14 protein-coding genes and 4 pseudogenes are annotated in these 14,319 nt (G+C 70.2%); 9 read left to right on the forward strand and 9 right to left on the reverse strand.

The features are described from left to right. Positions 1-227: pseudogene (locus tag RH94_RS42425) on the reverse strand (deoxyxylulose-5-phosphate synthase); the annotation flags it as partial. A 348-nt stretch (positions 228-575) separates the two neighbouring features. Here RH94_RS42425 and RH94_RS04840 point away from each other — a divergent pair. After that, positions 576-959 (forward strand): VOC family protein, encoded by a 384-nt coding sequence (locus tag RH94_RS04840; RefSeq protein ID WP_073946409.1) that lies wholly within the window; start codon positions 576-578, stop codon positions 957-959. A gap of 45 nt (positions 960-1,004) precedes the next feature. Here RH94_RS04840 and RH94_RS04845 read toward each other — a convergent pair whose 3' ends face one another. Next, complete coding sequence (locus RH94_RS04845) at positions 1,005-1,880, reverse strand: fructosamine kinase family protein (protein ID WP_073946424.1); 876 nt, start codon at positions 1,878-1,880, stop codon at positions 1,005-1,007. 122 nt (positions 1,881-2,002) lie between these two features. Next, entirely contained in the window at positions 2,003-2,131 is a 129-nt protein-coding gene (locus RH94_RS46065; protein WP_267893337.1) for a hypothetical protein, read from the reverse strand. A 507-nt stretch (positions 2,132-2,638) separates the two neighbouring features. Between RH94_RS46065 and RH94_RS04850 the strand changes: the two genes are divergently transcribed. Beyond that, positions 2,639-4,189, forward strand: a complete 1,551-nt coding sequence (locus tag RH94_RS04850; protein ID WP_073946410.1) for an FG-GAP-like repeat-containing protein — start codon at positions 2,639-2,641, stop codon at positions 4,187-4,189. A 388-nt stretch (positions 4,190-4,577) separates the two neighbouring features. Here RH94_RS04850 and RH94_RS04855 read toward each other — a convergent pair whose 3' ends face one another. After that, the gene (locus tag RH94_RS04855; RefSeq protein ID WP_143203953.1) at positions 4,578-5,972 is read right to left on the reverse strand and encodes an outer membrane protein assembly factor BamB family protein; all 1,395 of its coding nucleotides are present in this window, start codon (positions 5,970-5,972) and stop codon (positions 4,578-4,580) included. 8 nt (positions 5,973-5,980) lie between these two features. After that, on the reverse strand, positions 5,981-6,775 hold the full coding sequence (locus RH94_RS04860) for a hypothetical protein (RefSeq protein WP_073946412.1): 795 nt from the start codon (positions 6,773-6,775) through the stop codon (positions 5,981-5,983). Between the two features lie 671 nt (positions 6,776-7,446). On the opposite strand from RH94_RS04860, the pseudogene RH94_RS04865 reads away from it, so the two are divergent. Then, positions 7,447-7,545 (forward strand): annotated as a pseudogene (locus RH94_RS04865) (oxidoreductase); the annotation flags it as partial. Between the two features lie 53 nt (positions 7,546-7,598). On the opposite strand, the gene RH94_RS04870 reads toward RH94_RS04865, so the two are convergent. Continuing rightward, on the reverse strand, positions 7,599-8,336 hold the full coding sequence (locus RH94_RS04870) for a VOC family protein (RefSeq protein WP_073946413.1): 738 nt from the start codon (positions 8,334-8,336) through the stop codon (positions 7,599-7,601). Here RH94_RS04870 and RH94_RS46580 point away from each other — a divergent pair. Continuing rightward, positions 8,335-8,766 carry a DUF5959 family protein gene (locus RH94_RS46580; RefSeq protein ID WP_407697258.1) on the forward strand — a complete coding sequence of 144 codons (432 nt, stop codon included), beginning with the start codon at positions 8,335-8,337 and terminating at the stop codon, positions 8,764-8,766. The two genes, RH94_RS04870 and RH94_RS46580, sit on opposite strands and share 2 nt — an antisense overlap. Here the strand turns inward: RH94_RS46580 and RH94_RS42430 are convergent. Continuing rightward, positions 8,758-9,051 (reverse strand): annotated as a pseudogene (locus RH94_RS42430) (transposase); the annotation flags it as partial. The gene RH94_RS46580 and the pseudogene RH94_RS42430 sit on opposite strands and share 9 nt — an antisense overlap. Before the next feature lie 12 nt (positions 9,052-9,063). Between RH94_RS42430 and RH94_RS04880 the strand changes: the two are divergent. From RH94_RS04880 to RH94_RS04890, 3 genes and pseudogenes are all read left to right on the forward strand, one after another. Beyond that, a pseudogene (locus RH94_RS04880) lies at positions 9,064-9,369 on the forward strand (Scr1 family TA system antitoxin-like transcriptional regulator); the annotation flags it as partial. Next, positions 9,366-9,572 carry a DUF397 domain-containing protein gene (locus tag RH94_RS04885; RefSeq protein WP_073946414.1) on the forward strand — a complete coding sequence of 69 codons (207 nt, stop codon included), beginning with the start codon at positions 9,366-9,368 and terminating at the stop codon, positions 9,570-9,572. The pseudogene RH94_RS04880 and the gene RH94_RS04885, both read left to right, overlap by 4 nt. A gap of 67 nt (positions 9,573-9,639) precedes the next feature. Further along, entirely contained in the window at positions 9,640-11,391 is a 1,752-nt protein-coding gene (locus RH94_RS04890) for an NlpC/P60 family protein (protein WP_073946426.1), read from the forward strand. A 131-nt stretch (positions 11,392-11,522) separates the two neighbouring features. Here the strand turns inward: RH94_RS04890 and RH94_RS04895 are convergent, their stop codons facing one another. Further along, positions 11,523-12,182 carry a response regulator transcription factor gene (locus tag RH94_RS04895; RefSeq protein ID WP_073946415.1) on the reverse strand — a complete coding sequence of 220 codons (660 nt, stop codon included), beginning with the start codon at positions 12,180-12,182 and terminating at the stop codon, positions 11,523-11,525. Further along, positions 12,170-13,504: a sensor histidine kinase gene (locus RH94_RS04900; RefSeq protein WP_079188897.1), complete on the reverse strand. Its 1,335-nt coding sequence runs from the start codon at positions 13,502-13,504 to the stop codon at positions 12,170-12,172. The genes RH94_RS04895 and RH94_RS04900 overlap by 13 nt, the downstream gene beginning before the upstream one ends. 206 nt (positions 13,505-13,710) lie before the next feature. On the opposite strand from RH94_RS04900, the gene RH94_RS04905 reads away from it, so the two are divergent. Continuing rightward, positions 13,711-13,947, forward strand: a complete 237-nt coding sequence (locus RH94_RS04905; RefSeq protein WP_073946416.1) for a hypothetical protein — start codon at positions 13,711-13,713, stop codon at positions 13,945-13,947. Continuing rightward, positions 13,944-14,319 (forward strand): ATP-binding cassette domain-containing protein (locus RH94_RS42435; protein WP_234425542.1); only part of this gene is annotated, 376 nt, incomplete at its 3' end. The genes RH94_RS04905 and RH94_RS42435, both read left to right, overlap by 4 nt.

Consider the following 14,319-nt stretch of genomic DNA (forward strand, 5'->3'; position numbering starts at 1 on the left):
GGCCCGCCGCAACAGCTCTTGTGGAAGCAGACGTCCGCGTGGAGCAGGACGGACAGGGTCCGCCAGGCCGCGGTGTCCCGGCGCCGGGGCGGCGCGAAGGCGGACCCGACGTGGATCATCGGCTCCGCACAGCGGGGGCAGAGCCGTTGCGGCCAGTCCCCGTCGTACGGCTTCTTGTACGAAGCCCGGCACGGCAGGCGGACACAGGAAGTCCTCCCGTGGCCCATGCCGCCGGACCAAACTCCCAACATTGCCGGACTCGACGGGATTTCGGACCTGGACTCTCAGGAGCGCCGCGATGCCCATACTGCCCGCCGGGACTCCTCTCCCCGACCGCGAGGAGGTGCTCGGTCAGGCGATCCCGTTCGACCGGGCTCACCGGCTGCCTCTGCTGCCGGATCCCACCTGGTGGCCCGAGGAACTCGACATCTGTCCGACGGTGGCCTGCCAGCCCCGAGTGGATCGCGCCACCGTCTTCGGCACAGCCCGTCGTTTGGCCACCACAACCCGCCGAGATACCGGACAGTGCGCACCTTTCCTTCCGCCCCTCGGAAGGGTCCACGTACACTCCCGGGATGGCATGCCGCATCAGTGAGCTGGTCCTCGACTGCGCCGACCCCGACCGGCTCGCCGCATTCTGGAGCGAGGTCCTCGGCTACGTCGAACTCGGCCGGGAGGACGACGGAAGTATCGAGATCGGGCCGCCCGACACCGGCTTCGGCGGCCCGCAGCCCACCCTCGTCCTCAGCCCCAGCAGCAACCCGCGGACCGGGAAGCTCCCGCTGCACATCGACGTCAACCCCACCGACCGCGACCGGGACGACGAGTTGGAGCGGCTGCTCGCTCTCGGCGCCAAGCCCGTCGACGTCGGCCAGACCGGCGCCGAGAACTGGCACGTCCTGGCCGACCCGGAAGGCAACGAATTCTGCCTCCTGCACGCCCGGCTCCAGCCCCTCTGACCATGTTCATCCTGTGGGCGGACACATCCGCCCCGGACCCGGTGACTACGAACGGAACGGCCTGAGCGTGGCACGGACCTGGTCCGCCGCACCCCAGTCGTGCTCGTACTGGGCGATGACGGCCAGGTGCTGCCGCAACTGGATGATCGGCATCCTGGCGGGCCAGTCGTCGTCGAGCCCGGTCAGCTCCGCGTACCGCGCGAAGAACCGATCCGCTTCGGGCGGGTGCGGCGAACACCACAGATGGGCCAGGTCCACTTCGGCCCACATATAGGAGACCGCCGGGTCGATCAGAGCGGGCTGCCCGTCCCGGGTGGCGAGGATGTTGTGCGCCCACAGGTCGCCGTGGGTCAGGCAGGCAGGCCGGGGAGGCAACAGCTCGGGCAGCAGCTCGCACAGTCGCTCCAGCGCTCTCCGGTCCCGTTCGTCCAGCGCCGCCCGCACCCGGGGCTCCGGCAGCCAGCGCAGCAGGCGGCGCCGGGCGAAGAAGGCATGACCGTCGGTGTCCCAGGTGTTGTCCTGCCGGCAGCGCCCCAGCCAGTTGTCGCGGGACCAGCCGAAGCGGTCGTGCACGGTGGTGGTGTGCAGCCGCGCGAGGGTGTGGGCGAGCCGTTCCCAGAAGTCCTCCCGGGCCGGACGCGGCTGCAGAACGGACAGCACCAGCACATCCCGGCCCGCGAACACCACCTCCGGGGTGGCGGCCCCGCCCAGCTCGCGGAGCACGCGAAGCCCTTCGGCTTCCGCCGCGAACAGACCGCCAGAAGGCGTCTCGCGAAAGGCCTTCACGAACACGGGTGGCCCCTCGCAGCGCGTCGCGATACCCGCGAGGGCAGCCACTCCCCCCTCGGCCGGGGTCACCGACACCGCATCGCTCAGCCCGGCCCGGCGCAGCCGGTCCAGAAGCAGGGACGGAATCGACATGAGCATGCACGCTATATCACGGCCCGGTGGTTCCGTCGGCTCCAGCAGAAACGCATCTCGCCGAAGCGACACAGAACGGACCTTTGGCAAGTTCACGACAGGGCGCATTTCACGCACGCAGGTCATGTGTGCGTTCGAGCCATGGCTGCGGCAGTCAGCTCCAAGGCGAGGACGGCCTTGACCAGGTCGGTGATGCGGGTGGTGCCGCACCGGAGCTTGCGCAGCAGCAGCCAGGTCTTGCAGGTCGCCATGCCCTGCTCACCGGGCTGCGCCTTTCCCGCTGCTGCTCACGGTTCCGGAGACCGGCCGCCCCTGCCTTCCGTCCCCCTTCCGTCCGCCGGTCGACGACCTCCGTCGGGGGTACGCCCATAAGAATCGGAAGGTGGGGACTTGTACGGGTGTTGCACGGGCCACACGTCGTCCCCTCGCTCCTGCGGGTCGCATTGGACGTGGCCCCGGTGCGTGCGGGTGACGAGCGTAGCCGTGGATGGTGGGCGGGGCGGCGACTCAGGGGACAGAAGGGCGTGAGAGCTCCAAGGCGGTACGGGGCACGCGGGCTGTCCTCACCCCGGGCACCCAACCCGAGACGATCTTCTTCGAAAAAGAGGTGATCTTCTTCAGCAAAAGAGACATGTCTCCTGTACAACCCTTCCTCCTCATGCGGTGTCAAACACGGCACCGGACACAGGAACCGGACCTGTCCGGACACCCCCCGCGCCCCCGAGCCAGCCGGTCGTATCTGAGCCAAGGAGCCGCTCATGCGCATGCACCGCTCGGCCGCCGTCGCGGCGGCATCGTTTCTCCTCGTGACGGGCGCGGTCATCGCCACCGCTCCGAGCGCCTACGCCGGAACACCCGGCGGAACACACGCCAACGACCGCAACACCGACTTCAACGGCGACGGATACGACGACGTGCTCATCGGCGCCCCCGGGGCGAAGGTCGGCGGGCACAAGGGCGCCGGCATGGTCACCGTGCAGTACGGCGGCCCCAAGGGCATCGGCACGACCAGGGCCAAGGCCTTCAGCCAGAACTCCGCGGGCGTCCCCGGCGCCGCCGAGACCGGGGACGGCTTCGGCAAGTCGCTGGCCACCGGCGACCTCGACGGCGACGGCTACGACGATGCGATCATCGGCATCCCCGGCGAGGACATCGGCACCGTCGCCGACGCGGGCGCCGCGGTCGTCCTGTGGGGCACGCCGAAGGGCCTCACCGGATCGGCCAGCAACTGGCTGCAGTCCGACAGCCTCACCCCGGGCGGCAGGTTCGGCGCCTCGCTCGCCGCGGCCCGCTTCGACGACACCACTCCCGGCGACTCCCTCGCCGTCATGGACTCGGTCGGGCTGACGATCTACACCTTCGAGCCTGCTCCCCGGCCCGCCGCCAAGAGCACGGACGCGCAGGCGCGGCGGCCGGTGCAGAAGTCGCGCACCACGCTCACCTCGCCTCCGCGGAAGACGCTCGGCAAGGCCTCCGCCGCCAACGCGCCGGGCATCCGGCCCAGGTCGATGACCACGGGCGACTACGACAACAACGGCTTCGCCGACCTGGTCGTCTCCGGCACCAGCGTGGGCGGCGAGCCGGGCTACGGCTGGTCGTACATCCTGCCCGGCACCGCGTCGAACGAGGAGCCGCTGCCGATCACCGCGGTGCGCGGCGGCCCGGTCGTCGCGTCCGGCGACATCAACCGCGACGGCTACGACGACCTGGTCACCGGCGAGCCGCACAGCCCGGACGACGGCGGCGAGAACATGACCGGCGGAATGGTCGGCGTCTACTACGGCAGTGCGCGCGGGCCCGTCGGCCGGGAGGGGCCGGGCACCCCTCCCGTGTGGTGGACCCAGAACTCGGCGGGCGTGCCGGGCACGAGCGAGCGGGGCGACGGCTTCGGCACCGACCTCTCCGTTGGCGACAGCAACCGCGACGGATACGCGGACGTGGCGATCGGTGTCGCGGGCGAGGACATCGGCGCCGTCGCCGACGCGGGCGCCGTCACGGTCCTGCGTGGCTCGGCCAAGGGCATGACGTCCACCGGCGCACTGTCCGTGCACCAGGGCACCAAGAACGTCCCGGGCACCGTCGAGAAGGGCGACAAGTTCGGCGGCCAGGTCTCCTTCACCGACCCGAACCGCGACGGCCGCTTCGGCCTGCTCGTCTCGGCACCCGGTGAGAACACGAACGACGGCTACGTCTGGGTGTTCTCCGCGGGCAGCGCGGGCCTGACCACCTCCGGCTCCTGGAGCTACAGCCTGAGCGCGTTCGGCGGCCTGCCGACGGACGCGCTGTACGGGGCGGCGATCGACGACTAGGCGGTACGGCTGTCATGGAGCGACGACACCGCATGCCCCGGCCGCGCGGCCGGGGCATGCGGTGCTTCGTCACGGGTTCGCAGTCGGACGCGTGGCGGCCTGTCGTCCGCCCGTATGCGTCAGCAGTCGGCTGGTGTCCGGCGCCAGGGAGGCCGCCGCCCGCGACGGCCCGAAGGAGATGGCTCCTTGTGATGACGGCGGGGCGCCCTGTCCCGTGTATCCCTTCCCAGTGCGGATGCGGCGCTCTCCAGGCGTTGGGAAGCCGGCACGGCATAACCAATCACGCAGTCGCCCCTTGCCAGTCGGTCCACACCGGAGACACCCGGCCGCGACCAGCGCGAGTTCCCGATGGCCAGCTCACGCCAGGAACTTCAAGTTGAAACAAAGCTCAGTCGTCGAGCCTCTTGCCCGTCCGAGGATTCAGCCGGTCGAGTTCCGCCCCGAACACATAGAGGGCACCGTGCCCTGCGGCGAGTACCGCCCCGCCTTCAGCCGGGGACTTCCACAACTGCTTCCCCGAGCCGATGTCGAGGCAGGCGAGCTCCATCCCCTCCTCCACGTACAGGCGCACGTATGCCAGCCCGGAGGCGGCCAGCAGAATTTCGGCGCCGGTGTAGTCGCCCTCCCAAAAGGCTTTCCGCTTCCCCTTCCCGCTGTCCAGCAGGTTGATCCTGATCCCCGTGGCCTTCGCCTTCGGCGACGGCTGCTCGTACTCTCCGCAGATCACGACGCCGTCGTGCTCCAGGAGGCTGTAGAGCGTGTCGTTCGATGAACGATAGGACCAGATTCGGACCCCGGTCTGGGCGTCGAGTGCCTGGACGGTCCTGTCCGGCGAGACGAGGACGCGCCCCTCCCCGTCCATCACCGGGGCGGCTGTAAAGGTGTGGTACTCGTGCTGCCAGGCAACCTCTCCGCTCGACGCCCGCAGGGCCTTGACCAGCGCCGCGGAGCCTTCGGGATCCGAGTGAGCCGCGACGATGACACCGTCCGCCAGCCGGACAGCGCTGGGATCGGTCACGGCCACCGTCCGGCGCCAAACCTCCTGTCCGTCCTTGAGCCGGAGCGCCCGAACACCGTGGTCCTCGCCTCCCAAGTACACCGCGTACACCGCCGCTTCGTCGGCGAAGAGGTGGCTCACCGAAGGGCTCCGGTTCTTCCAGAGGATCTCACCGGTTTCAAGGTCGACCGCGCGGATCATGCTCCCGGATCGGAACCGGCCTTCCTTCCTCGGCAGGTTCTCGGCGTAGATCACCTGGCGGCCCTGCCTGACCACATTGAGACCGCCGCTCACGGAAACGGACCACAGCTCGGACCCCTGGTCGGCGTCGAGGGCGACAACCGCGCTCGCCTGAGGTGACGCGCTGCTACGGCCCACGACGACCACCCCGTCGGCCACCAGAGGCGTGTCCTGCACCACGTCGTCCAGCCCGGCCAGTTCGTCCGTCGGCGGCACACGCCACTTTTCGCGCCCGGTGATGCCGTCGAAGGCGCGAATCTGCCCGCCGTATTCGGCGCAGTAGAGGGTGTCTCCTGCGAGCACTGGGGGCGAAGAGCCCGCCTTCACACGGACCGGCCAGCCTGCGGCATGCTGTCCGACAGAGCGTGATGGTGCCGGCAGGCGGAACGGGTCGTCGCCTCCGCGCCCGTCCTCCGCGTCACCGGTGCAGCCAGCCGCCAGGGCAGCCGGGACAAGCGCGAGCACCGAAGAGAGCAGTCGGCGACGCGACAGCCCTTGCACGGGCAGGAGGTCACGGTGCTCCACCGGCTGCAACCCGAGGTTCATTGGGCACGTCACCCCCTGGTCTCGGGCAGCGCGGCGGTCCTGAACGGTTCGCCCTCGAAGTCGATCGTCTCCGTGTGTCTCTCCTCGTCGCCGGCCACCGCCCAGACCAACTGGATCTCCCACTGACAGAGCCCTTTGTCGGTGAAAGCCTTGATGCGCAGTTTCGCAATGTCCTCGACCGACATCGTCATGGGAAGCGTCAAGGGACGGGCACGTTCAGTGACCTCGGCCGCGCTCGCATCGGCACCTGTCTCTTCGCTGGGAAGCACCACCAAGTCGGGCCATCGCCTCGCCATCTCCCTCACGGATACCGACCGCCCGACGGGCAGCTCATGCAACGGCACACCGAAGGAGTAGTAGTAGCCGGGACCACCGCACTCCGGCTGGAACGCGGCCAGCTCGGGACTTTCCTTGCGATCAGTGACCTTGATGCGTACGTCGTGGAGCACGGCGTTCTCCTGCGAGTCCGTCGACACATCGATGTCCACCGTGCTCGTCTTCAGCGCAATGGCGTCGTGCGCCTTGAGCCACGACACCAGACCCTCTTCCTTCCAAGCGTTCTCCGCGTCCTTCCGGTATGCGGCGTCCGCCTCGTCCCTCTCCTTCGCCGGCATGACCCAGTCCTGTTCGCACGGATCCAGGAGCGGAAGGGCAGTGACCTGCCCTTCCGTCTTTCCCCAGCCGAACTTGTCGCTCACCCAGGACGTCATCTCCTGGCCAAGCGGGGTGAACAGCGCAGCCGTCACCACACCTACGGCTGCCAGTGCCGCACCCAACAGGGCCGGGCCGATTTGCCCGCGCATGCCTCTTTCCTCCGGGTGAACAGCACCCTGAGGCTGTTCCTGCGGAGCGCCCGCCGGGGTCGTGGCCCTCTGGCTCCCCCCACCCCGCGGGGCCGAGCCATCCGAAGGAATCGGCGCCTGCGGCTGCGTGGGAGCACTCTGCCGCTCCGGGTCCGACTGCCCGGCCACCGCCGGCCGGCTTCCGGCGGAGGTCTCCCCGCCCGGCGGCTGGTCACGCCCCTCCGGGGAGGAAGACGTTGCGGCAGATTCGTCAGCCATACCCGAACCAACTCCGTCCAGCTCACCCTCGACAGCACTCCAGGCGAACTACGTTACAGCCAGGTCACGTTGAGTCACCAGCGCGAGAGGAGCCACGCGCACGCCGCCACCACGGCACCCTGCAGGTACGGGTGGAGGCGTCGGTGGCCTCGCTGATTGCCTGGCCCATCGCGGCGACGATCTCCCGGTACTCGCCGATGAAGGGGCAGCTATGGGCGACATCGCTCCGAGGGAGCTCATCTTGATGAGGCTCGTTGAAAACGGCCACCCTGATCGGGAATCACCCCGCACCTGCTCGATGGATCTCCCCAGCCATGGGGTGCCCGATGGACAGCCAGTTCCAGGGGCGGGGCGGACTGTCCATGACGGCCGAAAGCCAGCGCGTAGCGCCGTAGAGGCGGGGCCGTACGGGCACCGCCGACGACTACGTCCCGCTCGTGGCCTTCCTGGCGTCCAATGACGCGCGCTGGATCACCGGGGACACCATCCCCGTCTCCGGCGGCATGCACTGACGCCACGCGGTCTTCGCCGCTGACCCGCAAACGGCCGGAGCCGTTGCTCAAGGTCAGCGAGGGGTGAGGAGGCAGAACTCGTTGCCTTCCGGGTCGGCCAGAACCGTCCAGGAGATTGCGGACTGGTCGATACCAGGGTCGGTGGCGCCCAGGGCGCGCAGCCGGGCTTCCTCTACTGCCAGGTCGTCACCGGGGTAGGGGCAGACGTCGAGGTGGACGCGGTTCCACACGCTCTTGGTGTCGGGGGTGCGGAGGAACTCCAGGTAGGGGCCGACGCCCTTGGCGGAGCGCATGGTCGCGTGGTCGTCGGTGACCTCGTACAGCGTCCAGTCCATCGCCTCGCCCCAGAACCGGGCCATCGATCGTGGGTCGGTGCAGTCGACCACCACAGCGGCGATCGGCCCGGTGTCCCGGTAGGTCGGGCGGGGCTCCAGGACGCAGAACTCGTTGCCCTCCGGGTCGGCCATGACCGTCCAGGGGACGTCGCCCTGACCCACGTCGGCGAGCGTCGCACCGAGAGCCTTCAAGCGCGCGACCAACTCCGCCTGATGGGCGGTCGAGGCGGTGGCCAGATCAAGGTGCACCCGGTTCTTCACCGTTTTGGGTTCCGGGCGGGCGACGATGTCGATACAGACGGCCACGGGGTCGGGGTAGGCGAAACCCACGGGTTCGAGGTTGGTCACGCCGGGTCCCTCGCTGTCGACACCCCAACCGAGTGCCTCCGCCCAGAACCGGCCGAGCACGGAGTCGTCCCGAGCCTTCATATTGATCTGCACGAGTCTTGTTGCCATGCCGCAGATCCTAGAAGCTGCCGCCGGCCCGGGCCGCCGCGATCAGACATGTGCTCGGCCCGGTACTGACCATGGTCGCCCTCGTCGAGACTGTGCGAGTCCTTGTGAACGAAGGCCAGACCCGACCACGCCGCCTGCATCCGACCGGCCAGTGGCATGGAGCCCGAACTCAATCGGATGCTGCTCAAGCCCCGCGCCCCTGACCGGCCGACTCGGCCCGCACAGGCCACGGGCGGGCCGAGATGAGTATCGGTCCGTCTTCATCCAGCTCGCTGGCGAGCGCGACTGTCCCAAGGTGGTCGTAGAGGAGGAGTCGGGATCCATGGTCACCGTGTGGGTGCCGCTCGTTCCTCCGGACGACCGGATTGCTGACCACCGGCAGCGTTTGCAGCAGATGACGAATTACTGGGTTCCGATGCTGTCAGCGTAGGGAGACAAGCCGCCGCCAGCAGATGAGTGCGCATCCCAGGGTGAGGAAGGCTTCGTGGATGTCGTCGCGGATCTCCCAGCGGATCCGGAGGCGGTGGAACCAGTGCAGGTGGGCGAAGGCTCGCTCGACAACCCGGCGTTGAGCGCCGAGTCCGGAGCCGTGTTCGGTGCCGCGTCGCGCGATCAGTGGCTTCACTCCGAGCGCGCGGACGAGGCGGCGGTACTTGTCGTGGTCGTAGCCGCGGTCACCGAGCACGACGTCGGGGCGGCGCCGGGACCGGCCGCGCTCGCGCTCACCGGTAGCCCAGAGGTGATGCGCGAACAGTGGCAACGGCTGCTGGAGGTAGGCGCGTTGCGCAACGTGGAGATCCAGGTCATGCCTGCCGGGCGGGGGTTCCATCCTGGCAAGAACGGTCCGTTCGTGGTGGTGGAGACGCACGAGCACAAGCACCTTGGCTACTTCGAGTCCCAAGGCGTCGGGTGCGTCGTCTCGGAGCCCGCAGAGGTCAGTGCCTTCGCCTTGCGATATGGCAAGCTGCGATCGCAGGCCTTGAACGTCGAGGAGTCTGCGCGACTCATCGAGCGGATGGTTGGAGAGACATGAGCGTGGAGCAGGTTGCCGAGAACGTGGACGGGCTGCGCTGGTTCAAGAGCAGTTACAGCGGATCGGACGGCGGTGACTGCGTGGAGGTGGCCGCCAACCTGGACGCCGTGTACGTACGGGACTCGAAGGCTGCGGGTGGTGGGCCGGTGCTGCGGGTCGGCCGGGGCGAGTGGGCGGCATTCGTGGCGCTGGCGACGAAGTAGTCAGTCTTGCAGAGGAATTGACGAGTTCAATGTGTCCGGCCGCGGCGCGTTGGGGATCATGGATTCCATGATCCATCCTTCTCGTCGCGGCCTGTTCGCCGCCTTCGCCGCCTCTGCCGCTTCCGTTCCGCTCGCCGGCCTGGCCGCGGCTCCGGCCCGCGCCGCCACCGCCCTCGCCTCCGCCGATCCCCTCCCGGCACCGGTCGACCCCCTCCCGGCACCGGTCGGCCTGACCTCGGCCCCCTCCTCGGTGACTCTGCCTCCGCTGGACGCCTCCTATTTCACGCCGGTGACGCTGACCTCCCCGCTCACCACCTCCGTGCTGCCCGGAAGCCCGGCCCGCACGGAGGTCACCTCGGGCGGCAGACGGGTCGCGCTGCTGACCCGCGGCACCCGGACCGTCCTCCTGCCGGGCCCGCGAAGAACGTTCGCCGAGAACAAGCGGCCCTTCGTGGACGACTTCGATCGCACGCTGACGGGCTGGGGGAGCTCGCCGGGCGGCGGCAGCTGGAACACGCTCCCCTCCAGCCCCGCCAGTTACTCGGTCGTGCCGGGCACCGGCCTGATCACCCTCACCACCTCGGGTGTCAGCCGGCACGCCAACCTGCGGGACGACGAGATCACCGACGTCGACGTGCGGTCCGAGGCCCGGTTCGACAAGGTGCCCGCCGGCGACGCCTGTTCGTACGGGCTGACCTTCGGCTACCAGGACAGCCACAACAACTACCGGGCCCGACTGTCCTTCACGACCAGCGGTGCGGTCCAGTTCCGGATCGAGAAGGAGGTCGGTGACACCGTCACCCAGCTGGCCTCGGCGCTCACGCTGACGACGAGCAATCCGGCGAACACGAAGTGGACGATCCGGGTGCGCCGCGAGGGCTCACGGATCCGGGCCAGGGCATGGCGTTCCGACACCGCCCAGCCGACGACGTGGGACTTCGACGTCAAGGACTCGGAGTTCGGCAAGGGCCGGGTGGGTCTGCGCGCCCTGGCCAACAGCGGCTGCACGAACCTGCCGGTCACCCTGCACGTGAGCCGGTTCGAGGTGAGCGCCGCCAACTGGCACACCCCTCCGAGCGTCACCCACGGCGACTGGGTGCGAGTGCTGCCGGAGCCGTTCGACGGCACCTGGACGGCCGGGCTGGAGCAGACGATCCGCGGCTGGGCCGGATCCACCGTGCCGGACGCGCTCGCGTACGCGGCGATGTTCCTTCCCGGCGCCCCCGCGGTCATCGCCGGGGACGGACCGGCGAAGGGCAAGCAGGTGCTGGGCGAGTCGGGTTACGGCTACCTGAACTCACAGGGGTACCGCATGGTGGGCGCCGACTTCCACGAGTACATGAACATCGGCTGGACCTTCCCCGACGGCGCCTACACCGGTGCGTCGAGCCGGGATGCCGGGAACCTCGACTGCTCCGGCTACACGCGCATGGTCTACGGCTACCACATGGGCGTGCCCATGGCCGCGAAGGCGGACACGTCCGGGAACCGGATACCGCGCCAGTCCCGTGACATGGCCGACCACACGCCCGGTGTGCTCATCGACCGGACCGACGGCACCCGTCCGCCGGCCGCCGCCCTGCTCCAGCCCGGTGATCTCGTGCTGTTCAACGCCGACTCCGGGGACGACGGGGACCAGCAGACCGGCACGGTCGACCACGTCGGGATCTACCTCGGGCGGGACGCGGCCGGCAAGCGCCGCTTCCTGTCCAGCCGCAAGACGATCAACGGGCCCACCATGTCCGACATGGGCGGCTCCTCGCTGCTCGACGGCACGGGCCTCTACGCCGTGTCGCTGCACTCGGTGCGCCGTATCTGAGGCGGTGTCCCCCGCCGGGACGGCCGGCGTCGAGGGTCCGCTCCACACGGTGCGCACCTGCACCAGGTCCCGCGTCCGCGCCGCCGGCGGCGCGGGCCGCGACGGGAGCGGATCGGCGGGATCCCCCGCAGTCACACCAGTCGCCGTTCCTGCCCCAGGTAACGCAGGACGGCGGCGACCCGTCGGTCCACCCGGTCGGCGGGGGACAGGTCGAGCTTGGCAAAGATGCTGCGGATGTGCTTGTGGACGGCGCCCTCGGTGACGACGAGCCGCTCGGCGATGGCCGTGTTGCCCAGCCCTTCGGCCATGAGGCCGAGTACGTCCCGCTCACGGGGGCTGAGCCGCTCCAGGCGGGGGTCCTTGCGGGAACGGGTGAACAGCTGTGCGACGACCTCCGGGTCGATGGCGGTGCCCCCGCCCGCCACCCGCCGCAGCGCGTCCAGGAACTCCTCGACCCGTCCGACCCGTTCCTTGAGCAGGTAGCCGATTCCCCCCACACCGCTGCCGAGCAGTTCGGTGGCGAAGCTCTGCTCGACGTAGGCGGAGAGCACGAGGACGGCCAGGTCCGGTCGCCGGCGCCGGGCCTCGACGGCCGCCCGGACACCTTCGTCGGTGTGGGTCGGCGGCATCCGCACGTCGAGGATGGCGACGTCGGGCCGGTGGGCGTCGATGGCGGCGAGCGCTCCGTCGGGGGTACTCGCGGTGGCCACCACGTCGAGCCCTTCGGCGCGCAGCAGCAGGGCGAGGCCCTCCCGCAGCAACGGGTTGTCCTCGGCTATCACGATCCGCATGGCAGTTCCACCTGAAGGGTCGTCGGGCCGCCCGGGGGGCTGGTCAGGGAGAGGCTACCGTCGTGCGCGGCGACCCGACGCCGCATGCCGGTGAGCCCGGAGCCGCCGTTCCCTCCCCCGGGGTCCTCCCCCCGACAGGCATCTTCGGCACCCCCGCAGCCGTCGTCCTCGACGCGCAGCCGCAACCGGCCGCCGCGGCTGCGGGCCGTGACGGTGGCGTGCCGGGCACCGCTGTGCTTGGCGACGTTGGTCAGGGCCTCGGCCACGACGAAGTAGGCGGTCGTTTCGACGGAGGCGGCACACCGCTCGGGTACGTCGACGTCGACCCGGCACGGCACCGCGCAGTGGGCGGCGAGCCCGGAGAGCGCGCCGGCCAGGCCCCGGTCGTCCAGGACCGGGGGCAGGATGCTCCGGGAGACCGACCGCAGTTCGGCGAGAGCCTGTTCGGCGGCGGACTGGGCGCGCTCGAGGAGTTCGTCGGCACCGGCCGGGTCGCGGGCCACCATGCGACGGGCCGCGCCGAGCAGCACGGTGACGCTGACGATGCGGTTCTGCGTGCCGTCGTGCAGCGACCGCTCGATGCGGCGCAGTTCGGCGGCGTGGGCGTCCAGCGCCGCAGCGCGCGTGGCCGTCAACTCCGCCACGCGCAGGGAGAGATCGACGTCCGGGCCGGCCACCAGGAGGCTCCGTCCCGGCCGGGCCTGCAAACGCGCCATGCCGGGCGTGAGCCCGAGGATGATGACGATCCAGCCCACACCCAGCAGCGCCACGGCCAGCGCGCCCGGCCAGGAGTGCGCGGTACCCAGGCCCAGGGAGGTGGCGGTCGTGTCCTTGGGTACGAGCCGCCAGTACAGCGGGAAGGCGGTGTCGCGGACGGCGGCGATCGGCAGGCAGACGCCGATCAGCCCCAGCAGGCACCCCAGGGTGGCGTGCCGGACCAGCCAGCTCAGTTCCCGCCGGGTGGTGGGATCGACGAGGGCGAGCCGCAGCCGCGTCGGCGGGGCCTGCGGGCCGATGACTTCGGGGCCCCAGCGGCTGAGCCGCACGCGTTCCCGTCCGGCCAGGGCGTGCAGCGCTTGCAGCACGGCGGGTGCCAGCAACAGTCCGACCCCGATCAGGCTCGTCACGGCGGCGACGGCCACCCCGAGCAGGACGAGCAGGGCGGGCAGGGCGGTGTTGAGACCGGACGCGAGCTGGGCGAGGGCGGCGCCGGCCGCGCTCAAGGGCCCTTCGGCACCGTCCTCGAGGCCCGGATCCGTGCCCCGGCGGGCCGTGGCGTACCCGTCCTGGTGGGCCGCCGGAGCCTTCCGGTGGATGGCCATCCGCTCTCCGTTCTTCGCGTCCGTTCCTCCGGATCTCTGCGCCGACGACCCTAGGGCGTGCACATGCCCGCCGTCAGCCCGGGAGGGCGGGAAGTACAGCCTGCTGTACCCGGGCTGGGCGGACTGCGGGATCGGCCGGCGGGGCTGCCGGTCCATAGTGTCGGCGTCGACAGCGGAACACCGCCCGCCATCGACGGAGGAGCCCCATGCCGCACCCCGACCCCTACCGCCTCACCCGGTCCGACCGGCCGTCCCCGTCGCCCGGTCTCACCCGGGGGGACGTTCTCCGCTCACTGTTGTGGATCGTGGTCGTGATGAGTGCCGTCGCCAATATGGCCGCCTCGTACGGCGGTGCCGACACCTGGGTGCACCTGGTCTGCGGTGCGGTCACCGTGCTCTGCGGCGGCACCCTCGTCGTGCGCAGCCTGCGGGGCCGTCGATGAGTGCGATTGCCCTGACCCACGTCGGCAAGGAGTACGCGGGAGGCGTACGCGCCCTGGACGACGTGTCCCTGACCGTGGAACGCGGCACGTTCCTCGCCGTGATGGGGCCGTCCGGCTCCGGCAAGAGCACGTTGATGCACTGCGCCGCCGGGCTGGACTCCCCGACGTCCGGGAGCATCCGCATCGACGGCCGGGAAATCGGTGGACTGAACGAGACCCGGAGGACCGAACTGCGCCGCGAACGCGTCGGCTTCGTCTTCCAGGCGTACAACCTGATCCCGTCGCTCAGCGTCGAGGACAACATCACGCTGCCGCTGCGGCTGGCGGGCCGCACCCCGGACCACGCCTGGCTGGGCACGCTGGTCCGGCGGG

The sequence above is a fragment of the Streptomyces kebangsaanensis genome (assembly GCF_001906585.1).
In the GTDB taxonomy this organism is placed as follows: Bacteria; Actinomycetota; Actinomycetes; order Streptomycetales; family Streptomycetaceae; genus Streptomyces; species Streptomyces kebangsaanensis.

Excerpts from the sequence above, each read along its gene's own strand:
- RH94_RS04840 (WP_073946409.1), top strand. The coding sequence starts at position 576 with ATGGCATGCCGCATCAGTGAGCTGGTCCTCGACTGCGCCGACCCCGAC.
- RH94_RS04845 (WP_073946424.1), bottom strand. The coding sequence starts at position 1,880 with ATGTCGATTCCGTCCCTGCTTCTGGACCGGCTGCGCCGGGCCGGGCTG.
- RH94_RS46065 (WP_267893337.1), bottom strand. The coding sequence starts at position 2,131 with ATGGCGACCTGCAAGACCTGGCTGCTGCTGCGCAAGCTCCGGTGCGGC.
- RH94_RS04850 (WP_073946410.1), top strand. The coding sequence starts at position 2,639 with ATGCGCATGCACCGCTCGGCCGCCGTCGCGGCGGCATCGTTTCTCCTC.
- RH94_RS04855 (WP_143203953.1), bottom strand. The coding sequence starts at position 5,972 with ATGAACCTCGGGTTGCAGCCGGTGGAGCACCGTGACCTCCTGCCCGTG.
- RH94_RS04860 (WP_073946412.1), bottom strand. The coding sequence starts at position 6,775 with ATGCGCGGGCAAATCGGCCCGGCCCTGTTGGGTGCGGCACTGGCAGCC.
- RH94_RS46580 (WP_407697258.1), top strand. The coding sequence starts at position 8,335 with ATGCCGCAGATCCTAGAAGCTGCCGCCGGCCCGGGCCGCCGCGATCAG.
- RH94_RS04870 (WP_073946413.1), bottom strand. The coding sequence starts at position 8,336 with ATGGCAACAAGACTCGTGCAGATCAATATGAAGGCTCGGGACGACTCC.
- RH94_RS04885 (WP_073946414.1), top strand. The coding sequence starts at position 9,366 with ATGAGCGTGGAGCAGGTTGCCGAGAACGTGGACGGGCTGCGCTGGTTC.
- RH94_RS04890 (WP_073946426.1), top strand. The coding sequence starts at position 9,640 with ATGATCCATCCTTCTCGTCGCGGCCTGTTCGCCGCCTTCGCCGCCTCT.
- RH94_RS04895 (WP_073946415.1), bottom strand. The coding sequence starts at position 12,182 with ATGCGGATCGTGATAGCCGAGGACAACCCGTTGCTGCGGGAGGGCCTC.
- RH94_RS04900 (WP_079188897.1), bottom strand. The coding sequence starts at position 13,504 with ATGGCCATCCACCGGAAGGCTCCGGCGGCCCACCAGGACGGGTACGCC.
- RH94_RS04905 (WP_073946416.1), top strand. The coding sequence starts at position 13,711 with ATGCCGCACCCCGACCCCTACCGCCTCACCCGGTCCGACCGGCCGTCC.